Here is a 24,135-nt window from a genome sequence, read left to right on the forward strand (position 1 = left end):
AAATTAGTATTATTGTGATTTGTTGATGAAATACCTAAGGTTTAAATAGAAACCACGACCAGGCTTCTGCAAGCTAAAATTGTCGAATACTGGTCTATCTGTAATGTTTTTTGCTTCAAGAGAAATGTTATAGCGACCGTTTTTGATGCTATACACAAAGTTCAGGTCATGGGCAAGCTGCGTAGGAATGCCATTTTTGTCTTCAGGTCCGGAACGGTTGCCCAGACTTGGCCAATACAGCCAAAAGGAATTTACGTACAATAGGTTATAGCCCAGGGTAAGATGGTTACCCTTTTTAAAAACATCCTTGAAAGAAGCTGATATATCTGCGTTGCCAAAAAAGTAGGGGATATTAGGCATCTGATCCAGATAGACGATGCTTTCGTTCTCGTAAAATCCACCACCCGGCTTTGGATCATATTTCTGAAGATTCTTTAACATCTGGTAGGTAACGGTAGCACCTACACTCAGCCAATTTTTATAAGAATACCTGATTTCTCCATCAATTCCGGTAGTACGCACACCCTGGCGGTTATCCGCAATTAACAAATTCTGGGACCCACTTGTGCCACCGACAAATTTGTTGTAAATAAAGTCACCTGAATACCTGTAAATAGCATTTGCAGTTATCGAAAGCCGATTGATCTCATTAAATTCAAACCCATACACAAGACCTAAATTGACATTGTCACTTTTTTCCGGTTTTAAGTCCGGACTAGGAGCCTGATTTTCCAGATCACCAAATACTTCATTTGCTTCAGGCATTCGGTTGGTCAGCTCATAAGAAGTTCGGATTTGTAAGTTTGGACTCAGGTAATAGGCGAGGGCCATACCATAACCAAATTTATCCGTCGATTTATTGATGTTTCTGCTTCCGATTACATTGTTCAGATAGATGTATTTTCCGAAGAGACTAACGCTCCATTTATTGTCAAGGTCATATCCATAACCAAAACCAAAGACATTCTTATCCATTTTTTTTGCCGGATCCAATGCATTTTTCTCTGGGAACAGCAAATCATCCGTTTTTCGGTTGAAGGTTGAAAACACATTGTTTATGGCGACCGAATGATGATCAGTAATTTTATAGCTCAACATCGTTGTGGCCAGACCATTGTAATTCCTGAATTTAGAGAGCATCCCGCCATCTGTCCGTTCACCTCTGGTTTTCTTCGGATCCCGGATACCGTCCCAATCGTAATCTGCCATAGCGGTATCGATCGTTTTTTCATATCCAAGATTATAGTTGGCATTCACCGTCAGGTCCAGGCCCTTAATCAGGTTTGTCTTTTTGTATTTAAGCGTTGGCATAACAATCCTCCCGCGCCTGTGCAACTGGCCATAAACGCTTTCCGGTCTGGCTGCAGTCTGTATTTCTTTATAGTTCTGGCCTAATGTTATTCCAAACAAAAGGTTGTCCGCAAAGGACTTGTTGACCAAGCCGACGTTTGCGATCAAAGTTTCATTGTGATAAGTATCGTGAAATCTGCGGACTGATGGCGCCCTTTTGTCTGACTCCATGCTATTCTGCAACAGCGTTCTTAAGTCTGTTTTGTAACTGTTATCCGAGTAATTCTGGAAGGCACTGAGTTGTAGTGTCAATCCCGCTCTGGAAGTAACCGCTGCATTCACTACAGTCCGATGGGTATTGAATGAGCCGTAGGAATAAGAGGCATCCACATAATTCCGGTGCCTGTTCCCCGTTACGATATTAACAGCACCGCCCAGCGCGTCTGAGCCCAACCACATCGGTACCACGCCTTTGTAAACCTCTACACGTTCCGCGACGTTGATCGGAATGTTGTTGATCTGAAATGACGACCCGAAATTGTCCATTGGGATACCGTCTATAAAGTAACGGATGTGGTTCCCCGAAAATCCATTCAATGATAAATTGAAATTGGATCCCACACCACCTGATTCTCTTACCCTAACACCAGCGACACGATCCAGCGCTCCGGAGATATCCAATGTGGTGTTGTACAGTTTAGTCGCATCAATCGCTGTTACATTGAAAGCCTGTCGGTTTACCTCCTGGGCCTTTGTGCGCCCCAAGACAGTAACCGTTTCCATTTCTTTGGCATCCTCCTGAAAACTGAAATTCACTTTTGAATCGGTACCCGCCTCCAATTTTACGGTTCTCTTCTCCGGTTTAAACCCGATTGCGGTAATGTGCAGGAGGTAAGTTCCGGGCTTCAGGTTGCTGATCTTATAATATCCGTTTTGGTCAGATGCCGTCCCGTAGTTTGAGTTTTGAATTTTGACGGAAGCTGCTGACAATGGTTCTCCCGATGATGATTTTAATTGGCCGCTAATACTTGACAGCTGTGATTGGGCCTTGGAAAAAATAGCATACGCCATTAGTATGCTGAGTAGCATAATTTTTTTAACTTGCATTACTTTTAACTTCGATTAAAGGTGAGCCGGCTTGCCGGTTAGCCACACGGGTCCGAAACCGTGTGGCATTTTTATGTCGCAAATATATACTTATTTAGATTAAGTCCAAATTATAATAAGGATCAATTCATGATTTTTATATCAATTTAAAGTACCTCATGAAATTTTCGGATTAAATTCTACTTATTGACATTACAGCCAACAAAAACAACCTTAGGACCATCAGTTGACAGACATACATTTTTGGATGTAGCGTATTTGAATGATAAGGACAGTTCCTAAGCCCATTTATTTTCGAAACCAGCTGATCATTTTGGGATTCTTCTCAACTTTTACTGGCAAATTTAGATGCGCTTATGTGTGCTCCCCAACGAATGCTTTTAGACTGTTATTCCAATGGGGCTCAATCGGCCATAGGTTGACAATTTATCTTTTGCTTGCTATTGAATCCATTTGAGGGCAGGACAAAATGTATATTTAAATTATCAAATTCTATATTTTTCTTCTGGCTTTAACGATTAATTTTGTTACTTGACAATCACTATACTTTCGTTTCTGACCAAATTAAAACTTATCATTTGATACTGACAACTCTTGAAAGAAGCAGCGCTCAAGAACTAATCGCAATCTTATGATGAAACAAACCATTTCTTGCGCTTCTTTGATAAAAAAAATAGGCATCACTTTAGTGTTTCTATTTAGGCTGAGCCCACTTTATGCGCAGTTAGTGGTAAGTGAGCTTAAATGTGAATATCGTCGGGACCCACTTGGCATTGAAATACAGCAACCCCGATTGGCATGGCAATTGAATTCAACGCGACAGCATGTAATGCAAACAGCTTATCGGATTCTGGTTGCGGACAATCTTCAGTCGCTCGATAAAAATATCGGTAATGTCTGGGACACTAGAAAAGTCAATTCGGATGCTTCAATCCAGATCAGATACAGCGGACTAAAACTCCTTCCAACTCAGGTTTATTACTGGAAGGTCATGGTCTGGGATAACCATAATCAAATGTCTTCATGGTCAGCAGGAGCGAAATGGCAGATGAGCCTATCGGGGAACTGGAAAGGAGCAAAGTGGATTGCCTATGACCGTCATAGCTATTGCTCAGGGCGGTTTTTTTATAACTCCCTAGCCTTGAAGCCGTAAATCATCTTCGTATAGATCGAATTTACCAATTCAGGTTTCCATCCCGCCTTTTTAAACATCTGGTAACATCTTTTCCCGATGAAAAAACAGTAAAATAAATGCTGCAATAGCAGGAGTAGAGCTAAATGAAGCTCGCGTCTTAAATTATTTCAGGTATTTCCCTAAAAAATAGCCAGTAAAAAATTATAGAGAATACTATTGATGGTTGTTGGTACTATCAAAACACTTTCTATATTTGCAAAATCAATACAAGAACCAGCCTTAAACCAAACATCTTTTGAAACCGCATTGGCAACAGTAATTGCAAGCGTAAATGCCAGAGAGCGTTATTATCCTGAAACGATTACAGAGTCTTCACTTAAAGCCTTAACCTTAAATGATATCAAAGCATATTATGCCAGAAACATTATACCTTCAAATACATACCTAACCATTGCAGGTAACATTAGTGCTTCCGAAGCGAAAGCCCTTGCAAGGAAATCTTTTGGAGCATGGAACAACTCTACCTATGAACTACTGGCTACCAAATAGCTGATTAGTGATTGATAAGCTGTCTGGAATTGTTCCGGGCAGTTTTTTTTATCATTATTTTGGGGGTTTATATTGGAAATTCGATGTAAAATGAAGTGCCGGTATTTGGTTCACTTTCAAACCAGATCTTCCCATTGTGCGCTTCCACAATTTGACGCGAAATAGCCAACCCTAGCCCAAATGATTCTTCTCCGTCTGTTCCTGCTCTCTTGGCGTTTGTAAATAAATTAAATATGCCATCGTGCAGTTCTTCAGGTATTCCGATGCCCTGGTCTTTAATCCGAATCCGAGCAATATTTTCCATTTTAAAAACGTCGACATTAATTATTGATCCGGAAGGACTAAACTTTATTGCATTTCCTATTAAATTTCCGAACAGTCGCCAAAGTTTCTCACGGTTTGCAATCAGAGATATTTCTACAGCATTCAAAATTATTTTCTGACCTTTTTCCTTTGCCTTAAGATTTAGGGTTTTTACACAATACTCTAATAAAGAGTGGATCCCAATCGAATCCTTTTCCAATCCTTCAAAAGAGCTATTCATACTTAACAGATTCCCTACCATATCCAATGATCGAAGATTTGTTTCTTTAATCAATTCTAACATTTCTTTGTTGTCCTCGCTAAGCTCATTGGTTTCCAAGACAAGATCCGCGAGACTAACCGTAGCGGCCATTGGACTTCTCAGGTCATGTACAACCATTCTCATCATACGGGTATTTTCATCCTGACTTTGTTGAAGTGCCTCCATGGCATGTTGTAGGACTTGATTTTGTGCCGTTATTTTTGCATTTAAACTTGCTAGCTTTTTTCTGTTTTTCAGTACTCCTACTAAAACAACCAATATGATCAATACAAATATGACGGTGATGATCAAATAGGTTTTTCTTAGTTTACTTTCCTTATCTAGAACCAGGAGCTTAAAGGATCCATCCATATCAACTTGTCTAAGCTCTTTTTCAGCTTTTCTCATGGAGTCTACAAAAAGCGTAAACTTTTTATGATACGAGTAAGCAGAATCTATTTGATTTCTAGAATCAAAATATCGCCATTTGACAATATATAAGTTTAGCTGCAAATCGGTCTTGTCAACCTTTTTAATGAATATCCTGTTCAGCTCTGCGTCTATTTGTTTTATATAATAAATGGCTTTGGAATAATTTCCAGAACGTGTATATAAATAAACAAGATCAATCTTTGAACTTTCAGCATCAAATCTGTTGTACCCAGACCTGTCGTTTATCTCAATACTTTTCATCAGATAATTGACAGCCTCTTTATCCTTAAATTGATACATGTAAGTGCCGCCTAAATCTCCATATATCTCCCCACGGGCCGCCATAAATACAGGCGTATGGTTTGGGTAAATCCGTTCGTTTTGATCGAGTACTTTTAAGGCTTCCTGAAAATAAAAAACCGAGCTGTCTTTACTCTGTTTTGTGCCCAGTTGTCCGTAGGTTAAGCCCAACATGTGTAGTATCTGCTGGTGGAGTATCACCTCTGCTACTGGACTAGTTTTTGTTTCACTAGATTCCAGCTCGGCAATGGCCTGTTTGAAATACTGAATTGCTCCTGGAAACTGTAGCTGACTGTACCTTACCATTGCAAGCTGATTGGTAAATTTTGCCAGACTACTTTTCTTAAGTTTTTTTTTGGCGTAATCCCTTCCGGTATAGTAATTTCTAAAAGCTCCTACGTACTTCTTTTCAGCCAGAGCTAGATCTCCGAATGCAAAAAAAGTTAAAGCAAACCGTTCCTTTTGCATTTTCTTTAAATCCTTGGTGACCAATTGCATACTGTCTACGTATATCCTAGCGATAGTTGTATCAGATTCATAATCCAGATAAAACTTATACAGTAAATTATATTTCTTCCATAAATCGTCTGCACTTACATTCTTGAATGTTCGATATATAGAATCTATATAATGGGGTACCTTTTTTCCTATTCCTCTATTAACAAGATTATTCAACTCAATGTCAAAAGTATCTGTTGAAACGGATTTATCATTGTTTTCAGAATTACCAGAAGAACAGGAAAAAATAAACCCGATCAGTGTAATAAACAGGGCCAAATATGCTTTTTTACTCATAGGGAACCTCAAGTTGAACGGTTGAACCAAAATATGCGGGAACTGCAAAATTAAATTTAATGAATATATAGCCTTAATCGCTATTCAGTTTATTCTTTAATAACCACACCCGGCAAATGGTTTGGCGGCCATTTTAGCCCGAGCCCGGAGCAATGGCCCGGGAGAAGGCGATGTAAATAAGCTAAAGACTATTAAACTGCAAATGTATGGCATGGCTAGCTTCGAATTGCTGCGAAGATTAGTGCTCAAACCGACTTAACCAAAAAAGCCGGGAAGAACCACTATCCCGAAATACACAATAACTACCTGACGAATTTGTTCCTGATGACCACAACAGCACTGCGCAGATCGAAATTGAATTTATGAAAGAGCAAATTTCGGTCTTTATTGTCACAGGTTTTTCTCTGTGCGTGAACAGAAATTGACGAAATTAGTAATATTAGAAATATTAATTTTTTGAACAGGAACATTTTTTGTTGATTATCAGTGTTTTATTCGGGTTATTCTAATCTCGTTAATATTATTTATGGTTACTAATTGTAGGGATATTTATTTTAATCCAATCAAAAAGTCAAGCTGATAAATCTGTAGCACCACAAAAGAATATTCTTTTCTGTTCATTTTTATTTGATATTTCTTTAACAAATTCAAATGTATATCTTTGAAATCATGCATCCCTGCACTAGAAAAGAAGAAGACAAAATAGTGGAACTCATCCGACAAATGGAATTGTCAGGTATAACCTTGCTCTATGATACTTATGGAGCAGCAATTTATGGAATGATTTCGCGTCTGGTTGATTCTGAAATCATTGCCGAACAGATATTATCAGATACTTTGATTAGGGTCTGTAATCATATCATAGACTTCAGGCCTGAACATTCTACTTTCTTTACCTGGATCATGAACATTGTCAGATCTCTGGCAAAAGATCATATCTTTGCAACTATTAAAAATCTAGAAGATAAAGAAGATATAAGTGTTTTTGACCTGATGGTAAACAAAGGTTTTTCTATAGCGGTAGTCTCGGAATTACTTTCCATAGGCAAGTCAGCATGTGCGATGAAGTTAAGGGCTGAATTGATGACCATAAATATTAAGTGACCGTGAACCTGCAAACCTATATAGAAAGTGGTATTTTGGAACTTTACATTTTGAACTTACTTGATGAGTCCGAAAGATTAATGGTCCAATCGATGGTACTGAAGAATCCTCAATTGAAAATGGAAATTCAGGAAATTGAACGCGCTCTTGAAAATTATGCATTTGAGTATGCTGTTGAGCCTTCTGTAGGGTTAAAGGAGAAGATTGAACAAAAGTTGGTGACTTTGGCGGCGGATAATGCTATCCAGGATAAGCTCATACTTATTGATGAATATTCAGATCTTCAGTCTTGGCTGGATTCTGTAACCCGTCGTTTCCCGGAAGCGTTACATGCAGAGAATTTTTGTGAATTGATTGGGCAAGAGAGCGGATTGAAACAGATGCTGGTGGTATCTACTTTTGACATTGAAGAAGAAAGCCACGAACAGGAATATGAAAGTTTTTTGATTTTGCGTGGGAAATGCAGATGTACTGTTGATGGAAATATTTTTTTTCTGGAAGCAGGCGGTTTCACGCAAATTCCATTGAAGGTAAATCATAAGGTAGAGGTTATAGATGGTCCGGTAATGGCTGTCGTTCAATACACGGCAGCAGTTTAATTCTGATTCAGTTGCTGGTCAATTTTCTCTTGTAAAGCGATTTTAAAATCTTCATCCAGTTCAGTCTGACTTTCTGTATCCAATTGTACTCTTTTTTTGATCATACCATTGATGAGTATACTTTGTCGCTGGAATATTTTGCAAATGCTGCATCCTGCAAGGTGAATTCTAAGTTCCATTTTTTCTTTTGTAGTCAGCTCAGTGAGTTGCTTCTTCTCGATAAGGAAAGTCGCTTGTCGGCAGTTGTATATGATTTTAATTAATCTGTTCATGTCAAAAGGTTTAAATCCAATATTTCTGCAGACATGCTCTTAAACTGAGCTTCGCGCGGTGGATAATGACCCAGAAATTGGCTGGCGTTACTTTTAATGTGCTGCAGATGATCTCTGTACTTTCCTCATCTACATGCTTCATGGAGAATACGGCGTACCAAAGATTCGGTAGTTTATTCATACACCCCTGAAGTACGCGCTCAAATTCTTTGTGTTGTAAAGGGTTTTCAACAGCGGCTGCGAATTCCTGTGGTCGGTAGGCGTTATTCCAGTGACCGTCCTGCTCATCAAAAAAATCCTGTTGTTCGTGTTCCTCTTCTAAAATTTCGTTTTGGGAATACAGACCAGATGATTTTTTTCGGTAAAGGTCTATGATCTTATTTCTTAGTATGGCTGTCAGCCAGGTTTTTTCAGTGCTCTTTCCTTCAAAATGAGACAAGCTTTCCAGTGCAGCCAGGAAGGTTTCCTGAACCAGGTCACGCGCCTGCTCCTGGTCATTGATTCTGATAATGGCGTAGCAATAGAGGTAATCTGCATAGTTACAGACCCACTGGCGCGGATTGGTCAGCTCTGGTAAATCGGGCATTTCTGCCTGCTTATTGTTTTGCATACATGCTTTAGCTTGCTTAAATATAGGATTATATCTGCTTAGTCGCTTGCTTGTAGCAAACCTTACAAGAAATGTCAAAAATAAAACAACACCTCTATTTCCTTCTTAAATTGGTATTTGGGGTGAAATGGAAAGGCTAGAAAATAATTGAAATTTCTTGTAAGGTTTAGGTTGTTGTTGCGACAAAGGGAGAAAAGAACCTGAAATTATGAAACGATTATTAGTTTATTTAATGCTTTCCACATTGCTGATCAGCAATGGATTTACACAATCAACGCATTCAAAACAAAAAATTAACCTGGACAAATCTGGACTCGCTATTGAGGGCTACGATCCTGTAGCCTATTTCAGGTCAGGAAAGGCTATACCAGGGAAGAAGGAATTTGCTATCGCAGCTGATGGGGTTATGTATAGATTCAGCAATGCTGAGCATAGGGAACTCTTTAAAGCTGATCCTGGTAAATACCAACCGCAGTACGGTGGCTGGTGTGCTTACGCAATGGGTGCCAAAGGCGAGCTGGTGTCGGTTGATCCGGAAACATTCAAAGTGCTGAATGGAAAACTGTACTTGTTCTACAATAAGTTTTTTAACAACACGCTGAAAGAATGGAATAAAGCAGAGCAAAGTTTAAAAATGAAAGCTGACCAGAATTGGTCCAAATTCGACAATTAAAAATACATGCATATGAAACTTTTATTCAGTGCCTTGATTTTGGTATGGTTTACCACAGGCAGCGTTTACGCACAAAAATCAGAAATATTTGCACCAGCGGGGAAGGCCATTAAGGGCTATGATCCAGTGGCATTTTTTAAAATATCAAAGCCTGTAAAAGGAAATGACAGCCTTTCTTATACCTGGAAAGAAGCCAAATGGCTGTTTGCAAATAAAGAAAATAGGGAGGATTTTATGGCAGACCCTGAACGGTTTGCACCACAATATGGTGGCTATTGTGCCTATGGAACTGCGAAGGGACATAAGGCACCGACACAGGCGGAAACCTGGACAATTGTAGGGGACAAGCTTTACTTCAATTATAATAATAAGGTGAAGGGCTTGTGGGCTAAAGACCAGGAAGCCTTCATCAAAAAAGCCGATGAGAACTGGCCCGAAATTAAAGAAAAGCCTTAATCCTTGAAATCATGACTAGTCAACAAAAACATATCGGAGGTTGGATACTGCGTTTAATTGCGGCGGTGATCATGCTGCAAACTTTGTTTTTTAAGTTTACAGGAGCACCGGAATCTATTTATATTTTTTCCCGTCTTGGCATGGAACCCTGGGGCAGAATCGGCACAGGTGTAATGGAATTCATCGCTTCCATATTGATCTTGATACCAAGAACTAAGGGTCTTGGTGCATTACTTGGATTGGGGCTGATGAGCGGGGCATTGTTCTTTCACCTGACCAGTTTAGGAATTGTAGTTCAGAATGATCACGGGGTACTGTTTGGGATGGCCTTACTGGTGTTCGCCAGCTGTTTGATCCTGGTTGTTGCCAATCGTGTTCAACTCCGCTCTTTAATTAAAAATAAATCCTAATGCCATGTATTTAAAAGAACCCATAGCTGGCCTATTTATCCAAATGGAAAGTATGCTGGATTGCCTAAGTGATCAGCAGTATACCCAAAAGATTGGGATAATGTCTAATTCTTCGATAGGAGCTCATGTAAGGCATGTGATTGAGTTTTACCTGGAGCTGAACCAAGGGTATTCCAACGGAAATGTGAACTATGACCTGCGCAAGAGAGATCATACCATTGAATCCAGCAGAGATTTTGCCTTGCTGAAGCTGGAGGAAACCCTAATGGCATTGGACAAGCCAGATCGGCAATTGCAGCTTTCCGGGAGTTATAGTTTAGCCGATGAGGCTGGATTTAGTGTCCCCAGCAGTTATTACAGAGAATTGATTTATAACCGGGAACATACAGTACATCATATGGCTTTAATGCGTATTGGGGTGGAGCGCGTGTCTTCTATCCAGCTACCTGCTCATTTTGGTTTGGCTGTTTCCACTTTAAAACATAAGCAATCATGTGTACAGTAACTTTTTTACCGGTTAAAAATGGAGTTTACCTGACCTCGAACAGGGATGAGCAGGTAACACGTGCCCAGGCATTGCCTCCGCAATCTTATGTTGTAAATGGGCTTACGTTGACTTTTCCGAAAGACCCGGATAAAGGTGGGAGCTGGATGGCATTGAAAGGTGATGCTGATGTAGCGGTACTGCTCAATGGGGCATTTGTAAAGCACATCCCTAGATCTTCCTACAGGAAAAGTCGGGGGCTGATTCTGTTGGAGATATTCAGTCAGGAGTTTCCAGTGCTTTATTTTGAAACCTATGATCTGCTGGAAGTTGAGCCTTTTACCTTGATCCTGTACCTGAAAGGTAAGCTTTATGAGTGCCGCTGGACCGGAGTGCAGAAATATCTGCAGGAATTGTCTACGTCAATTGCACACATCTGGTCTTCGGCAACCCTTTATGAGGAAGATATAGTCTTGCAGCGGGCAAGATGGTTTTCCGACTGGCAGGCACATCAACGGAGATTTGCTGTAAAAGACATTTTGGACTTTCATCGCTTTGGCGGAACCGGAAATCCGGAGCAGGACCTGGTGATAAACCGTCATGGTAAAATGATGACCAAAAGTATTACCAATATCGCCATAGTTAAGGGAAAAGGCAAAATGACTTACCTGGATTTGCAACAGTTAGGGAAACCAGCAGATGGTAAATTAATGTTATGGTTTCGCAAAGCTGCGATACGGACATTTAACTGGGAGTACTGGCCACTTCAATTGGTTTATGCTCCCGTGATGTGGTATTGGTTTTGGTTGAGTCTGAAAGCGCGTTCACTTTTTTTCTTTAGCGCAGCTAATCCCCTGATCCTTAATTCAGGCTTTGCAATGGGAAAAAAGAGCAGTATTTACGAGCTGATGCCAGGAAAATATTACCCAAAAACCTTGCTTTGCAGATCAGGCGAGAAAATAGAGGATGTAGAAAAAGATTTGGAATTAAAAGGGCTGAGATTCCCCCTAATGGCTAAGCCTGACATCGGGGAAAGAGGAGTAAAAGTGAAACTGCTACAATCTGAACCCGAACTCCGGAATTACCTCGAAGAGAATCAGGTGGACTTTTTGCTTCAGGAGTATATAGATTATGAACTGGAGGTCGGTGTATTCTATTACCGCATCCCCGGGGAACGCAAAGGTCAGCTATCTGGTATTGTGGGAAAGGAATTTCTTAAAGTAAGGGGAGATGGCAACGCTACTATTGCTATGCTTTTAGGTAAAGAAGATCGTTCATTCTTACAACTGGATGCTTTAAATAAATTGTATGGTAATGATTTGAACCGGGTATTGGCTGATGGAGTTTGTGAAGAATTGGTGCCTTATGGCAGTCACAACAGGGGGGCGAAATTTATTGATCTGAGCTTTCGGATCAATGAGGAGTTGAGCACTGTCATTGACCAGTTTTGTCAGAAAATCCCAGAGTTTTACTATGGAAGACTGGACATTAAGTTTAAAAGCTGGGAAGAACTTTATGCTGGCGAACATTTTGCGGTAATTGAAGTTAACGGGGCAGCCAGTGAACCTACACACATGTACGATCCGGTACATTCTGTTTTCTTTGCCTGGAAGGAGATCATTAGGCATTGGCAGTTGCTTTATCAGATCAGCCGATTAAATGCCAGAAGAAAGGGACTGATGCTAATGGGGAATGCCGAAGGCTTTCGCATGATTAAAGCGCATGTGGCCCACCTAAAAATGATGGCCTGATGACCATCTTTAATTTGCAGGAATACGTAACTAAATGTGTATTGAAATTGTTTTAGAATTAGAGCTTATAAAAATTGAAATTATGAAAACGAATCTGTTGAATTTGAAATACCTGTCCTTGTTGTCCTTTGCCCTATTATTTGGATCAAATGTTTCCGCACAGAAGAAACAAGCCGATACGGCTACTTTTGCCGCTGGCTGTTTCTGGTGTGTGGAGGCTCAACTTAAAGAGTTACAGGGGGTAATAAAAGTGGTTTCAGGCTATACTGGCGGAACGGTGGTACGACCAACTTATGAGCAGGTGAGTACCGGAACAACCGGACATGCTGAAGCGGTAAATGTTATTTATGATCCGTCCAAGATCAGTTATGATGAGCTTTTGGCTGCGTTCTTTACCGCACATGACCCAACCCAGCTGAACAGACAGGGGAATGATCATGGAACGCAATATCGCTCGGCTATTTTTTATCACAATGCCAACCAGCAAAAACTGGCTAGTTATTATATTGGAAGACTCAACCAGGAGAAGGCATATCCAGGTAAAGTGGTAACCACAGTGAGTGCATACACCGTTTTTTATCCTGCAGAAGATTATCATCAGGACTTTTACAACCGGAACAAAGAGCAGCGTTATTGCCAGTATGTGATTGCACCGGAACTGGTAAATTTCAGAAAAGTATTTAAGAACAAATTGAAAAATCCTTAATTGGTGTAATTTTATCACTATGAAATTAAAGTTGTTTATATTCCTTGTTACAGGCTTGTTAATGGGAAGTGCAGTTTTAGCTGGCCGGTCAAACAGGACTGAGCCTGTATCTACAGGTTTTGCCGTTGTAGAGCTATTTACTTCACAGGGATGTTCCAGTTGTCCTGCGGCAGAGGAGGTGTTGTCCAGACTGGTGCTTTCTGGCCAGCCAAATGTGTATGCATTGGCATTTCATGTGGATTATTGGGACAACTTAGGTTGGAAGGATCAGTTCAGTTCAGCACACTACACCGCAAGACAACACCTTTATGCAGCTGGCAAGGGTGCAGATGGGGTGTATACGCCGCAAGCTATTGTGAATGGCGAGGTTCATTTGATAGGATCAGAGGAACAAAAATTACAGAAGGTGATTGATCGTATGGAAAATAAAACAGCTGAAAACCAGATCGTTTTAAAAGCTGAGATCAATTCTAACCGTAGCGTTGAGTTACAATATGATGTTTCGGGTGAGACAAAGGATGTAGTACTTAATGTTGCACTTGTGCAGCGCCTGAGTAAGACGGCGGTAAAATCAGGGGAAAATGCCGGACGAAATCTTGGCAGCGTGAATGTAGTCCGTAGTTTCAAAACCATCCCGGCGGGTAAGGGAGCTGTTGAGCTTGCGTTACCTAAGGGCCTGGAGGCTAAAGATTGTGCAGTTATTTTATATACTCAAAATAAGCATTCCATGCACATTACCGGGGCAAGTGAATACAAGGTTAATCTATAAATGAGCTATCGATGAAAAATATTTTAAATGTGCTGATCCTGTTACTCGTGGTTTCAGGCAGCTATGGACAAAGTAAACCGGTCGTTAAAAACCCGTACTATTCCAGAACGGATACTAAAAAACTAAATGTGAGCAACGCAGAATGGAAAAAGATCTTATTTCCTGAACTGTATGCGGTTGCACGGGAAGGAGCTACCGAAAGGGCTTTCACAGGTAAGTACTGGGATGCTGAGGCTAAAGGAACCTATTATTGTAGGGTATGTGGAAATGCTTTGTTTAAATCGGACGCAAAGTTTGCCAGCACATGTGGCTGGCCTAGTTTTTTTGAACCAATTCGGAAGAATAGTACCGTTTATCGTGAAGACAATTCTGTCGGGATGCAGCGAACCGAGGTGCTTTGTGGTCGCTGTGGGTCGCACCTGGGACATATTTTTGATGATGGCCCCGCGCCAACCCACAAACGTTATTGTATGAATTCCATCTCGATGGATTTTGAACCGGATGCTTTAGGTAGGTAGGAGAAGAGGGCTTCTCTCGTTTTTTGTTTTGACCAGCCCTGCAATATCCATTACCAATGAAGCCAGGTTTTCCAACACAGATTTATTCTTTTTGGAGAATTTTCTGGGTTTGAAATCTAGCAGACAAATGGTTCCGATTCTTAATCCTTCAGGAGTGCTTAAAGGTGCTCCGGCATAAAACTTGAGTCCGAATTCACCGGCTACCCATGGGTTGCTGAGTAGGCATGGGGATAGATTAGTATCTTCAAAAACCGTTACTTCGTGCTTTAAGATGGTCAACGAGCAAATGCTGGTCTTTCTCGGTTCTTCGGTTACCTTGCCTATACCTTTACCTGAGACCACATAGACTATATCTGTTTCTACCAGCGTGATCATTGCAATGGGTACTTCAAACAGCTGAGCGCCGAATCTGATTAAAGTATCAAAGGCTGGTTCATGAGGGCCTTGTAGAATACCATAAGATCGGAGTGCTGAAATCCGTTGTTTTTCATTTTTAGGAAGGGTATTGAATACAAAATGATTCTTCATGATTTGATGGAATGTATTTCGGTTATGCTTTTTTGCCAAAAATACTACTGAATGATAGTTTAAACAGGTACTTCCTTTATCTTTTTTAGTAAAAGATGGTTTTCGATAGCGATAATTGGACTTTGTAAGTTGAGTTTATATTTAGTTTTTATGGGTTACCTTTTGACCATTAGTGAATTAAAAGTTAAACAAAGCTTAACTCTAACAAAATTATTATGAAAAATGCATTCAAATTTGGCTTTTTAGCCTTGGCAATCTCTTTATCAGTTGCAGCCTGTACATCGGAGAAAAAAGGAGATGCTACGATGGCTGATTCATCGATGACTACTATGGATACCATGATGAAGGACTCTTCAGCAATGGATACTATGGTAAAAGACACCATGATGAAAGATACGACCAAAAAGTAATTTTAGTCTAACCAGCTAATGAACGCGCCTGCCACTGATGTGAACAGGCGCTTTTTCTTTAATTGACTCGGAAAGAATAAATCTTGATGTCCTTTTTAGTTTCTTACTGATGTGTCAACCTGTGAGCAAGTAGATTATTTGCAATGAAATGAGCAAGCATCCAGTGAGATTTAAATGTATTCTTGGAAAGGATCAGTCTTCTAATTGTGCATTTTTTTGTCCTTTTTTTAAACTACTGTCCTGCCTGCAAAACACAAATGTTGACCTGTAAATTATCAAATCTTCATTTTTAATTCTCCACCTCTGCTGGAAAAAGTTAAAATGTCAAATTTTATAGTTTTCCTGTAGTCTACCAAGCGAATTCAGGAAAAATCAAGTGCAGGTGGGGTTTTTGTAAAAATCCGTCCTGAATCGCCCTTAATGCCTTAAAATCAATAAAAATATATATTCAAAATCACTATAAAATGACCAAACTTAGCATTTAATTTGATCTCGAAATCGCAGCGGATGAATGGTTTGTCCGCCGAAAAAAAGATAAAAATGTATAATTATGGAAGCGCTCATTTTTAATTACTGGTGGATTGTAGTGGCACTGTTGTGTGCAGTTTTAAATAAATATATTTTACGTTTCTTCTTCGGAATGGTCGTGGTACCTGAAGACAAAATCGGATTGGTTACCAAGAAATTTGTCCTGTATGGGGCAGACAAAGAATTGCCGGACGGGAGGATCATTGCCATTAAAGGTGAGGCTGGATTTCAGGGGAAAACGCTGGCTCCGGGACTGTATTTTGGGATGTGGTTTTGGCAGTATAGCGTAACTATGGAAGGATTTACGATAATTCCTGAAGGTCAGATCGGTTTGATTATGGCAAAGGATGGTGCTGAAATACCGACGGGAAATATCCTTGGACAAAAGGTAGACTGCGACAACTTCCAGGATGCAGTTAAGTTTCTGGAAAGTGGTGGCCAAAGGGGAAGGCAAACGTCCTACATTACTTCTGGTTCTTACAGGATCAACACGATGTTGTTCCAGGTTTCTGTTACAGAAATGGTGAGGATTCAGGAAAGTATGGTTGGGATTGTAACCACCTTAGATGGTTTGCCTATTGAGCAGAACCAAATTGCAGGTAAACTGGTAGAAGGGCATAACAACTTCCAGGATTTTGACCAGTTTATAAATAAGGGAGGAAACCGCGGTTTACAGCCACAGGTGGTTCTGGCGGGCTCTTACAACCTTAATCCCTGGGCGATTCAGCTGGAGCAAATTCCTATGACCGAAATTGCAATTGGATATGTAGGTGTTGTGATTTCCTATGTTGGGAATGATGGGAACGATCTGACAGGGGTTGACTTTAAACATGGCAACATTGTAGCTAAAGGGTCTAAAGGTGTTTGGCTGGAACCGCTTGGTCCGGGCAAATATCCCATCAATAAGTACATCATGAAAGTGGAGCTCGTGCCAACCACTAACCTGGTATTGAACTGGGCATCTGCACGCAGCGAGGCCCACAATCTGGATAAGAACCTATGTACAATTACTGTACGTTCTAAAGATGGTTTTCCATTCAATCTGGATGTGTCGCAAATTATTCATGTCCCTACTACTGAAGCTCCAAAGGTAATCGCCCGTTTTGGTAACATGGTAAACCTGGTTTCTCAGGTATTGGAACCTACGATTGGCAATTATTTCCGCAACTCGGCTCAGGATAGTGATGTTATTGCTTTCCTCAGTACACGTAAGGAACGTCAGGAGTCGGCCAAAGAACATATTCGCCGGGTCCTTGATGAGTATAATGTGAATGCGGTAGATACACTGATCGGAGACATTGTTCCGCCGGAATCATTGATGAAAACATTAACCGACCGTAAAATAGCCGAGGAGCAGAAGGTCACTTACAATACGCAAAAACAGGCACAGGAAACTCGTCAGGGTATGGAGAAAGAAACTGCTATTGCCGATATGCAAAAGGACATTGTCAAAGCGCAGCAAAGTGTGGAGATCGCCGAACGTACAGCAAGCGCAACGGTTAAAAAATCTGAAGGTGACGCTGCTGGTGTTAAACTGGCGGTCGGAGCAGAAGCCGAAGCGACCAAAATGAGGGCTCATGCTGAAGCTGAAGCAACTAAAGCCAGGGCACAGGCCGATTCTGAAGCCATTAAGCTACGGGCATCGGCAGAAGCGGAAATGATTTCATTGACCGGTGACGCAGAAGCAGGCAAAATTCTTGCAGTAGGTAAGTCAACTGCCGAGGCTTATGAGCTTGCAGTGAAGGCCTTGGGAGGAGAAAACTTTACCAGGTACAAAATTACTGAAGAGCTTTCAAAAGGTAACGTTAAGCTAATTCCAGATGTATTGATCGGAAGCAGTGGGCCTAATGGTGCTTCTGCAATGGACGGTTTATTGGGTATCAAACTCATGGAGTTAATGGATCCTGACAGACGCAGGGAACTTAGTCCTGTCACTGAAATTGTAGAGACTAAATCCGGCAATAAAATGTAAATTTAAACTGGAATTATTAATGGGAATTCTTTTGTTAGATGCTGAGCCCACCTTAAAGTGTTTTGGGTGGGCTCAGTTTTGATTGGTTTTATGAACGCTCAATAGGTTGATTGCAAAGATGAAGACGCCAGTTTTTAAATGCCTTTTTTCTCCTGCTAGTTTAAACCCCCTTTTACTATATGTAAACAGGGGTATGAGCAGCCAGGAAAAAGCTGCAAAAAAATGAGTTTGTTTTCGCTGCAACTTTTATCATAAATCTCTAGAATAATAGCTCTTTGGCTCCTGATGGTTATTTACTTGACGACAATGTCATTGATATAGCCATTTAAACTAATGTTTTTTTGCACCCCATTTTTCCATTGAAAAGCTGCAGTGGTATTGTTTCCTACTACGTACTCGCCATTGCCGCTTACTGATAAACCCGTCAGGAACAGATCATCGTTTGCATCAGACAAGCTTTGTAATGTGCCATTTTTTTATAGTTTCACTACTCCATTGTTACTTGAATTGTGTTCATGGAAACCGGTAAAACATCGTTACCATTGACGACCATTTTTGCATTAGCTGTGGTTCTGGATCCGTCGGTAATGTTACTTTTTGCCCCATTTTTCCAATACACTACCCTCGGCGACTGATTTTCGGATCCCGGGGTCTCTCTTGGAATTGCCATGATGTGGATTACGTTGTCTTTTATAATTATTTTAAAAATCGAAGTAGTTACTCTCGGAAACCAATGTGGTTATTGCCGAATTTTTCCAGAGCTTTAGGTCATATAATGTAGTCAACAGACTTTTTTCGATAAAGGTAGAGACACTTCAGAATCAGATACTGCGAGAGACATTCCGTAAGCATCCAAGTTTGGATTAGACCTTGCGACAAGTAATTTCAGGACAACCAATTAAAATATTCCAAATTATTAAACGAACTCAGGTTTCTACACATTTATCAGATTATTTTATTTCCGTTAATAAAAGGAATATAATCGTGATGTAACTTCATTTCCTTTGTTAGTTTTGCATACCAAAACAAACAAGTGCTTCATTTATTCAGATACAGAATTCCGAGTAAGTACTCCGAACAGTTTCAGGAGGCTTATAGTTATATCAATGTAAGACAGGTAACCGTATTAAGTTCGGTATTAATAGCTATTGCCTTTGGCGTAAGGATGACATCCATCTTTTATGAGAAAGAATTGGTTGCTATGCCCAATCTGTTGCAATACAACATTTTAAACTGGGTTCAGATTGTAGGCGCCTCATTTTTCGCCATCATTAGTACCTTCGCAACAAAATCTACACGCTGGACAACATTAAACAGAAATATCCTTGTGGTTATATTTTGCATTTTTCTGCTAACAACCTCCTTTACGGTTAGCTTCCTGTTCTCCATGTTCAATCCAAAAAATACACTCACTATATTCCTCACCGGAGTTGTCGCAATTAGTATTTTCTTTGCCCTTGAATTTAAACAGATTATCCTCATTTCCATTTATATCGTGGGCCTGTTTTTCGCTGCGATGATCATTCCCGACATTAGCGATCAGCAAAAGGTGCTCAATGTAATTATGTCGGGCGTATTGGCCTTTTTTATGTTTGCCTGTTCCAGATACTGCTATTACTACAAATCCGAGCAATTTGTTAAGGTGAAACAGCTGGAAGAGAAAAATATGGAAGTGCAAATCCTTATTCAGCAAAAAAGCGAGATTCTTGGTTTTGTGGCGCATGACCTGAGAAACCCATTGAACAATATAGAGGCCTTAACAAAAATACTGTTAGATGAAGAGGAGCATAAAAACAGTGTAGACATGCAACTGATCCTTAGTTCTACACGCCAGGCAAAGCACATTATAGACGACCTGCTGGAAGTGGCTCACAACGATAAAAACCCTTTCCATTTGCAGAGTACCAATATCAATGACTTTATGAATGGGATTTATGAGAACTGGCAAAAAAAACTGAACAAAGAAAGGCTTATTAATTTCAAACCTGCTGAGTCTGCTATTACTGCTGCCGTTAACCCATCAAAGCTAACGCGGGTAATTGACAACCTGGTAGGGAATAGCTTAAAATTCTCAGGTCCAGAAACGCCCATTGACATTGAAGTTTGCAAATCTGAAAATCAATGCATCATCAGAATTTCTGATTTGGGGATTGGTATTCCTATCAATCTGCAAACCGTGCTTTTTGATCAGTTTTCTAAAGCAGGCAGACCTGGGCTTAGAGGCGAGAAATCGGTGGGATTAGGTTTACACATTTCTAAACAGATTATTGAGCAACATGGAGGTTCAATTGCCGTTTTCAGTAAGGAAAATGAAGGTACTACCTTCCAAATCGAGATTCCTTTAATAGCAGCTTAAGAATAAGCGTTGCTTAATATATAAAAAAGATTAATACCCTATTGTTCTAATGATATCTTGATGGAGATTCCGGCGCTGCTAGCTCTTCCCCAATTTTGGTGGTAATATTGATTTTTCAACTATTCCGTTTAATGCAATAATAAATATCATCTTACTACATACACATTGTCATCACCAAATTCACGGGAGAGGTATGAATGATAAGCGCCAAATTGTTGAGGAACCGGATGCCATGAAAGTGGCACGTCCGGTTTTGAAGCCGAGTGCGGGGGGGATCCCCGTACTTAGGTCAGCGGTAGTCTAAATGTTTTTCTGAATATAGCTAATAGGCGGGTTCATTGCGGTAGTTTATTAGGTTATTTTTTTAGTGCTTTAAGGTTTGAAGCGGATTCACCACCAAAATAGTAGAAAAACCACTATCTCCGAAATATATTGCATGCTGTTTTTGAGAAAGAGCAACCCACGCACCTGACCATTCTGGAAATTTATCCTACAGAAGAAGCCTACAAATCTCACGTTAAAACAGCCCATTTTCTCAAATATAAAGAAGGTACCCTGAGCATGGTAATGGAGTTGGAATTAGTTGATACGGATCCTTTGATCCCCGAATTGAAGATAAAGTGATCCTAAGCCATGACTAGTAATTATTTATTGTACTGCTCATCGGAGACAGGCCATCCGTTCTTCCAGGTGAGCACTTTGATGATCAATTTTGGCGATCCTTTGTCTTTGGCGTCGTAGCCATGATAGATCAGATAATCTTTTCCATCCGAACTGCATACGGCATTGTGACCCACACCATACCAGTTTTCATTGCCGGCCTGTAAAACAGTGCCGCCACCTGTTCGCAGGTCAGCCCCAGTTTTGTCAAGATAGGGGCCTTTTAAATCCTTTGCTCTCCCGACTATGATTTTATAAGTGCTTTCGGGGCCTCTGCAGCAATAATCAATGGAAGCAAAAAGATAAAACCACCTGCCTTTTTTAAATATAAAGGGTGCTTCTATCGGGTTCGGGTCGTTTGCATTCTTTTTCCTGCCGGCAATGGTTTCCATGCCAGGCGATTGGGAAGAGAGGTGTTTGCCGTCATCAGCTAGTGCTACCAGCTTTAACCCACCCCAAAAGGAGCCAAAAGCAATATAAGGCTTTCCTTTTTTATCGGTAATGAAATTCGGATCTATCGCATTCCAGTTGTCCCGAACCGGCTCTGAGTGGATGATTTCACCGTGGTCAACCCATTTGTAGCCAGGATCTTCACTGTTAAGGGTTGTGTTGGTGGCAAGGCCTATCGCTGAAGTGTTTTTGCCAAATTGAGAAACTGAGTAATATAAATAGTACAAGCCCTTATAAAAACTGATGTCAGGTGCCCAGATATGTCCCTTGAAATCGGGAACCATGTTTACCGCCCATTTTGGTGGGGTATCAAAAACTGGTTTTTCTGCTTTCCAGTTCTTCAGATCTTTGGACGACCATTTGCGAATTCCCATTCCGGTACAGAAAATATAGTATGTATCCCGTTGGCGGATCATTACTGGGTCATGAACGGAGATCGATCGGCTGGCTTGTCTGCCGTAGCTAAAGCCGGTTATACAAATGGTAAACAAAACGAAGACAAACAGGTTCCTGAACATGTGGGTAAGGAAGGTATATTTCACGGGAAAATCAAATATCATAACAAAAAATTGCGATTGAAGTTTATCTAACAATGAATTAAAAAATAGGTTGTTTCTGGCAGGCTTATTGCCATTTACTTATCCTATCCTGCCGATATGCGACCGAAAATTATAGTAAAATTGTGTCTGATCAATTTGTTGATCTGTTGCTGGGCTTCTTCCTTTGGTCAAAATGCTGGTGATGCAATCATCCAGAACAAAAAGAGCTTAGATACCGCAAGACAAACAGACCTTATTGATATTGGCAAAGCGCTAATTCGCATCCGTTCCGGAAAGATCCGGGAAGAAAAAGACAAGAAGATTTATTTTTCCATTCTACCTATCGGGGGTACTGCACCCGGTGGAACCGGAAATGCACTGATAACCAGCACTTCGGCTGCGATGTACTTGGGGCCCAAAAAGACAACAAACCTATCGACGGCGACATTTACACCTTACTGGAATCTCGGCAGTCGTTTTGGACTGCCAATCAGGACTGGCATTTGGCTGCCGGATAATACCTGGCTGATACAAGGAGATACCCGCTTTCTGGTCTATCCCCAATATACTTGGGGTCTTGGAACGTCAAAAAGGGAGCAGGAGCGGACTTTGCTCAGCTACAAATACATTAGGTTCTATCAGAACGCACTAAAAAGAATCAAGCCATATTTGTATGCTGGTCTTGGCTTTAACCTCGATTACCGCTTTAACATCAGTACCGAGGACTCCTTTCCTGAGCTGGAACAGTATTCGGGATACCGCTATGGTACAGGTAAAAACTCCTTTTCATCGGGAGTCAGTTTAAACCTTGTCTATGATACCCGAAGCAATTCCATCAATCCAATGCCAGGGATGTACGGAAATTTAGTTTACCGGGTAAATCCAACATTTTTGGGCAGTAACAACAACTGGAGCTCCATTTACCTGGATCTAAGAAAATACATCCCAATGAATCCAGCAAAGCCCCACCAGCAGAATACCCTCGCCTTATGGTCTTATTTCTGGACGGTGTTGAATAACAAAACTCCTTACCTCGATTTGCCCAGTACAGGATGGGATCCATACAACAGGTCAGCCAGGGGGATAGATCAGAACAGGTACCGCGGCAGGTCATTGTTTTATGCCGAGAGTGAATACCGTCGCGATATTACAGCGAATGGCTTACTGGGTTTTGTTGTTTTTGCGAATGTGAATACGGTCAGTGGATCAGGCTCATTATTTACCTCCTGGAAACCGGCAGCAGGAACAGGTCTGCGCATCAAATTCAACAAGGCTTCCAATACCAATATCGGTATTGATTATGGCATGAGTAAAGGATACAGTGCAATACTGTTGAATCTTGGAGAAGCATTCTAAATTTTACACTTATCCACCGACAGGACACTCCCTGTATAAAAATGTTGGTATTTTTATTTGCAGACTTAGTATGTCCACTGGTTAACTTTTTGATCATTTTTAATAGGGAAACAAATATCATAACTTTGCTGATAATTGGGCTGAACCACTTACCACAACGTACAGTTATTGAAATAAAAAACAATTATTACTAATTATAAACCATTTAATAGTAGGTATTTATGGGTAATGTGCATTCGGTTCTATCAATTTTTGATCATATTCTTCCTATTGATCACACCGTTATCCAATAACCAAGTCAGACTATAATATTGAGTCCCATAACTTATATTTTTGTTCAACTGCCCAAAGGTCTAGAATTGCGGGCGGAGAACGAACTAATAGAATAACTTAATGATTTTCTGAAAAAAATAATTCTTTCTTTTTTTCTTGTAAACCTCTTTTATGACAGCTGAAATTACTTCTAAATGTTCTAGTGGACTCCCAGATACCCCAGCAGTTCATAGTCGAAGAAAAATATAACTATAATAGTATGATGACATTTCACTAAGATTCGTTTTGTACTGTGATATTGTTATTTTAGTAGTAATTAATGAGCAGTTATTTTACATTTTTTGCGATTGAAAAATAGAAAACAAATGAGTGAAATGGGTTGATCCATTTTGATTTGAAGTAATACAGACCCAAATTTATAGCCTGATATTTAAGAATGGTTATGGTTGATAGTCGATAAGATATATTATGGGTTGAGTGTGCAATACTGCCACCCCGAATTGAGAGGGCAAAATGAATTTAATAAGTGTAAACATAG

25 protein-coding genes are annotated in these 24,135 nt (G+C 40.4%); 17 read left to right on the forward strand and 8 right to left on the reverse strand.

Going from position 1 to position 24,135, the window contains the following annotated elements:
* Positions 1-9 precede the first annotated feature (9 nt).
* A complete protein-coding gene (locus HQN83_RS02935) occupies positions 10-2,397 on the reverse strand; it encodes a TonB-dependent receptor (protein ID WP_173088424.1) in 2,388 nt (795 codons plus the stop codon).
* A 631-nt stretch (positions 2,398-3,028) separates the two neighbouring features.
* Between HQN83_RS02935 and HQN83_RS02940 the strand changes: the two genes are divergently transcribed.
* Together HQN83_RS02940 and HQN83_RS02945 are read left to right on the forward strand one after the other, a co-directional pair.
* Positions 3,029-3,550, forward strand: coding sequence for a glycoside hydrolase family 78 protein (locus HQN83_RS02940; protein ID WP_173088426.1), 522 nt, complete (start codon positions 3,029-3,031; stop codon positions 3,548-3,550).
* A gap of 201 nt (positions 3,551-3,751) precedes the next feature.
* Entirely contained in the window at positions 3,752-4,081 is a 330-nt protein-coding gene (locus HQN83_RS02945) for an insulinase family protein (protein WP_173088428.1), read from the forward strand.
* Between the two features lie 67 nt (positions 4,082-4,148).
* On the opposite strand, the gene HQN83_RS02950 is transcribed toward HQN83_RS02945, so the two are convergent.
* Positions 4,149-6,173 (reverse strand): sensor histidine kinase, encoded by a 2,025-nt coding sequence (locus HQN83_RS02950; protein ID WP_173088430.1) that lies wholly within the window; start codon positions 6,171-6,173, stop codon positions 4,149-4,151.
* A gap of 651 nt (positions 6,174-6,824) precedes the next feature.
* On the opposite strand from HQN83_RS02950, the gene HQN83_RS02955 reads away from it, so the two are divergent.
* Together HQN83_RS02955 and HQN83_RS02960 are read left to right on the forward strand one after the other, a co-directional pair.
* The gene (locus HQN83_RS02955) at positions 6,825-7,277 is read left to right on the forward strand and encodes an RNA polymerase sigma factor (RefSeq protein WP_173088432.1); all 453 of its coding nucleotides are present in this window, start codon (positions 6,825-6,827) and stop codon (positions 7,275-7,277) included.
* Between the two features lie 2 nt (positions 7,278-7,279).
* Positions 7,280-7,876, forward strand: a complete 597-nt coding sequence (locus HQN83_RS02960) for a cupin domain-containing protein (protein ID WP_173088434.1) — start codon at positions 7,280-7,282, stop codon at positions 7,874-7,876.
* On the opposite strand, the gene HQN83_RS02965 is transcribed toward HQN83_RS02960, so the two are convergent.
* Entirely contained in the window at positions 7,873-8,148 is a 276-nt protein-coding gene (locus HQN83_RS02965; protein WP_173088436.1) for a hypothetical protein, read from the reverse strand. The genes HQN83_RS02960 and HQN83_RS02965 overlap by 4 nt on opposite strands.
* Before the next feature lie 10 nt (positions 8,149-8,158).
* Complete coding sequence (locus tag HQN83_RS02970; RefSeq protein ID WP_246254196.1) at positions 8,159-8,836, reverse strand: sigma-70 family RNA polymerase sigma factor; 678 nt, start codon at positions 8,834-8,836, stop codon at positions 8,159-8,161.
* A gap of 130 nt (positions 8,837-8,966) precedes the next feature.
* Between HQN83_RS02970 and HQN83_RS02975 the strand changes: the two genes are divergently transcribed.
* From HQN83_RS02975 to msrB, 8 genes are all read left to right on the forward strand, one after another.
* A complete protein-coding gene (locus HQN83_RS02975; protein WP_173088438.1) occupies positions 8,967-9,431 on the forward strand; it encodes a YHS domain-containing (seleno)protein in 465 nt (154 codons plus the stop codon).
* 12 nt (positions 9,432-9,443) lie between these two features.
* Positions 9,444-9,887 (forward strand): YHS domain-containing (seleno)protein, encoded by a 444-nt coding sequence (locus HQN83_RS02980; protein ID WP_173088440.1) that lies wholly within the window; start codon positions 9,444-9,446, stop codon positions 9,885-9,887.
* Positions 9,888-9,898: 11 nt separating this feature from the next.
* Positions 9,899-10,297, forward strand: coding sequence for a DoxX family protein (locus HQN83_RS02985; RefSeq protein WP_173088442.1), 399 nt, complete (start codon positions 9,899-9,901; stop codon positions 10,295-10,297).
* 4 nt (positions 10,298-10,301) lie between these two features.
* Positions 10,302-10,802, forward strand: a complete 501-nt coding sequence (locus tag HQN83_RS02990) for a hypothetical protein (RefSeq protein WP_173088444.1) — start codon at positions 10,302-10,304, stop codon at positions 10,800-10,802.
* Positions 10,790-12,532 carry an NRDE family protein gene (locus HQN83_RS02995; RefSeq protein ID WP_173088446.1) on the forward strand — a complete coding sequence of 581 codons (1,743 nt, stop codon included), beginning with the start codon at positions 10,790-10,792 and terminating at the stop codon, positions 12,530-12,532. Before HQN83_RS02990 ends, HQN83_RS02995 begins: the two co-directional genes overlap by 13 nt.
* A gap of 82 nt (positions 12,533-12,614) precedes the next feature.
* Complete coding sequence (gene msrA, locus HQN83_RS03000; protein ID WP_173088448.1) at positions 12,615-13,238, forward strand: peptide-methionine (S)-S-oxide reductase MsrA; 624 nt, start codon at positions 12,615-12,617, stop codon at positions 13,236-13,238.
* 19 nt (positions 13,239-13,257) lie between these two features.
* Entirely contained in the window at positions 13,258-14,007 is a 750-nt protein-coding gene (locus HQN83_RS03005; protein WP_173088450.1) for a DUF1223 domain-containing protein, read from the forward strand.
* An 11-nt stretch (positions 14,008-14,018) separates the two neighbouring features.
* A complete protein-coding gene (msrB, locus tag HQN83_RS03010) occupies positions 14,019-14,525 on the forward strand; it encodes a peptide-methionine (R)-S-oxide reductase MsrB (RefSeq protein WP_173088452.1) in 507 nt (168 codons plus the stop codon).
* Here msrB and HQN83_RS03015 read toward each other — a convergent pair.
* The gene (locus tag HQN83_RS03015) at positions 14,514-15,053 is read right to left on the reverse strand and encodes a GAF domain-containing protein (RefSeq protein WP_173088454.1); all 540 of its coding nucleotides are present in this window, start codon (positions 15,051-15,053) and stop codon (positions 14,514-14,516) included. The two genes, msrB and HQN83_RS03015, sit on opposite strands and share 12 nt — an antisense overlap.
* Positions 15,054-15,268: 215 nt before the next feature.
* Between HQN83_RS03015 and HQN83_RS03020 the strand changes: the two genes are divergently transcribed.
* Positions 15,269-15,463: a hypothetical protein gene (locus HQN83_RS03020; RefSeq protein ID WP_173088456.1), complete on the forward strand. Its 195-nt coding sequence runs from the start codon at positions 15,269-15,271 to the stop codon at positions 15,461-15,463.
* A 550-nt stretch (positions 15,464-16,013) separates the two neighbouring features.
* Positions 16,014-17,963, forward strand: coding sequence for an SPFH domain-containing protein (locus HQN83_RS03025; RefSeq protein WP_173088458.1), 1,950 nt, complete (start codon positions 16,014-16,016; stop codon positions 17,961-17,963).
* A 293-nt stretch (positions 17,964-18,256) separates the two neighbouring features.
* On the opposite strand, the gene HQN83_RS03030 is transcribed toward HQN83_RS03025, so the two are convergent.
* The gene (locus HQN83_RS03030) at positions 18,257-18,418 is read right to left on the reverse strand and encodes a hypothetical protein (protein ID WP_173088460.1); all 162 of its coding nucleotides are present in this window, start codon (positions 18,416-18,418) and stop codon (positions 18,257-18,259) included.
* 32 nt (positions 18,419-18,450) lie between these two features.
* A complete protein-coding gene (locus HQN83_RS03035; protein WP_173088462.1) occupies positions 18,451-18,633 on the reverse strand; it encodes a hypothetical protein in 183 nt (60 codons plus the stop codon).
* A 363-nt stretch (positions 18,634-18,996) separates the two neighbouring features.
* Here HQN83_RS03035 and HQN83_RS25420 point away from each other — a divergent pair, with 363 nt between their 5' ends.
* Positions 18,997-20,319: a sensor histidine kinase gene (locus HQN83_RS25420; RefSeq protein WP_173088464.1), complete on the forward strand. Its 1,323-nt coding sequence runs from the start codon at positions 18,997-18,999 to the stop codon at positions 20,317-20,319.
* 432 nt (positions 20,320-20,751) lie between these two features.
* On the forward strand, positions 20,752-20,943 hold the full coding sequence (locus HQN83_RS25490) for a putative quinol monooxygenase (protein WP_394353487.1): 192 nt from the start codon (positions 20,752-20,754) through the stop codon (positions 20,941-20,943).
* 20 nt (positions 20,944-20,963) lie between these two features.
* Here the strand turns inward: HQN83_RS25490 and HQN83_RS03045 are convergent, their stop codons facing one another.
* Complete coding sequence (locus HQN83_RS03045; RefSeq protein WP_217277294.1) at positions 20,964-21,989, reverse strand: family 43 glycosylhydrolase; 1,026 nt, start codon at positions 21,987-21,989, stop codon at positions 20,964-20,966.
* A gap of 96 nt (positions 21,990-22,085) precedes the next feature.
* On the opposite strand from HQN83_RS03045, the gene HQN83_RS03050 reads away from it, so the two are divergent.
* On the forward strand, positions 22,086-23,324 hold the full coding sequence (locus tag HQN83_RS03050) for a BamA/TamA family outer membrane protein (protein ID WP_173088466.1): 1,239 nt from the start codon (positions 22,086-22,088) through the stop codon (positions 23,322-23,324).
* Positions 23,325-24,135 lie beyond the last annotated feature (811 nt).

This window comes from Pedobacter foliorum, from assembly GCF_013266735.1.
Lineage (GTDB): Bacteria > Bacteroidota > Bacteroidia > Sphingobacteriales > Sphingobacteriaceae > Pedobacter > Pedobacter foliorum.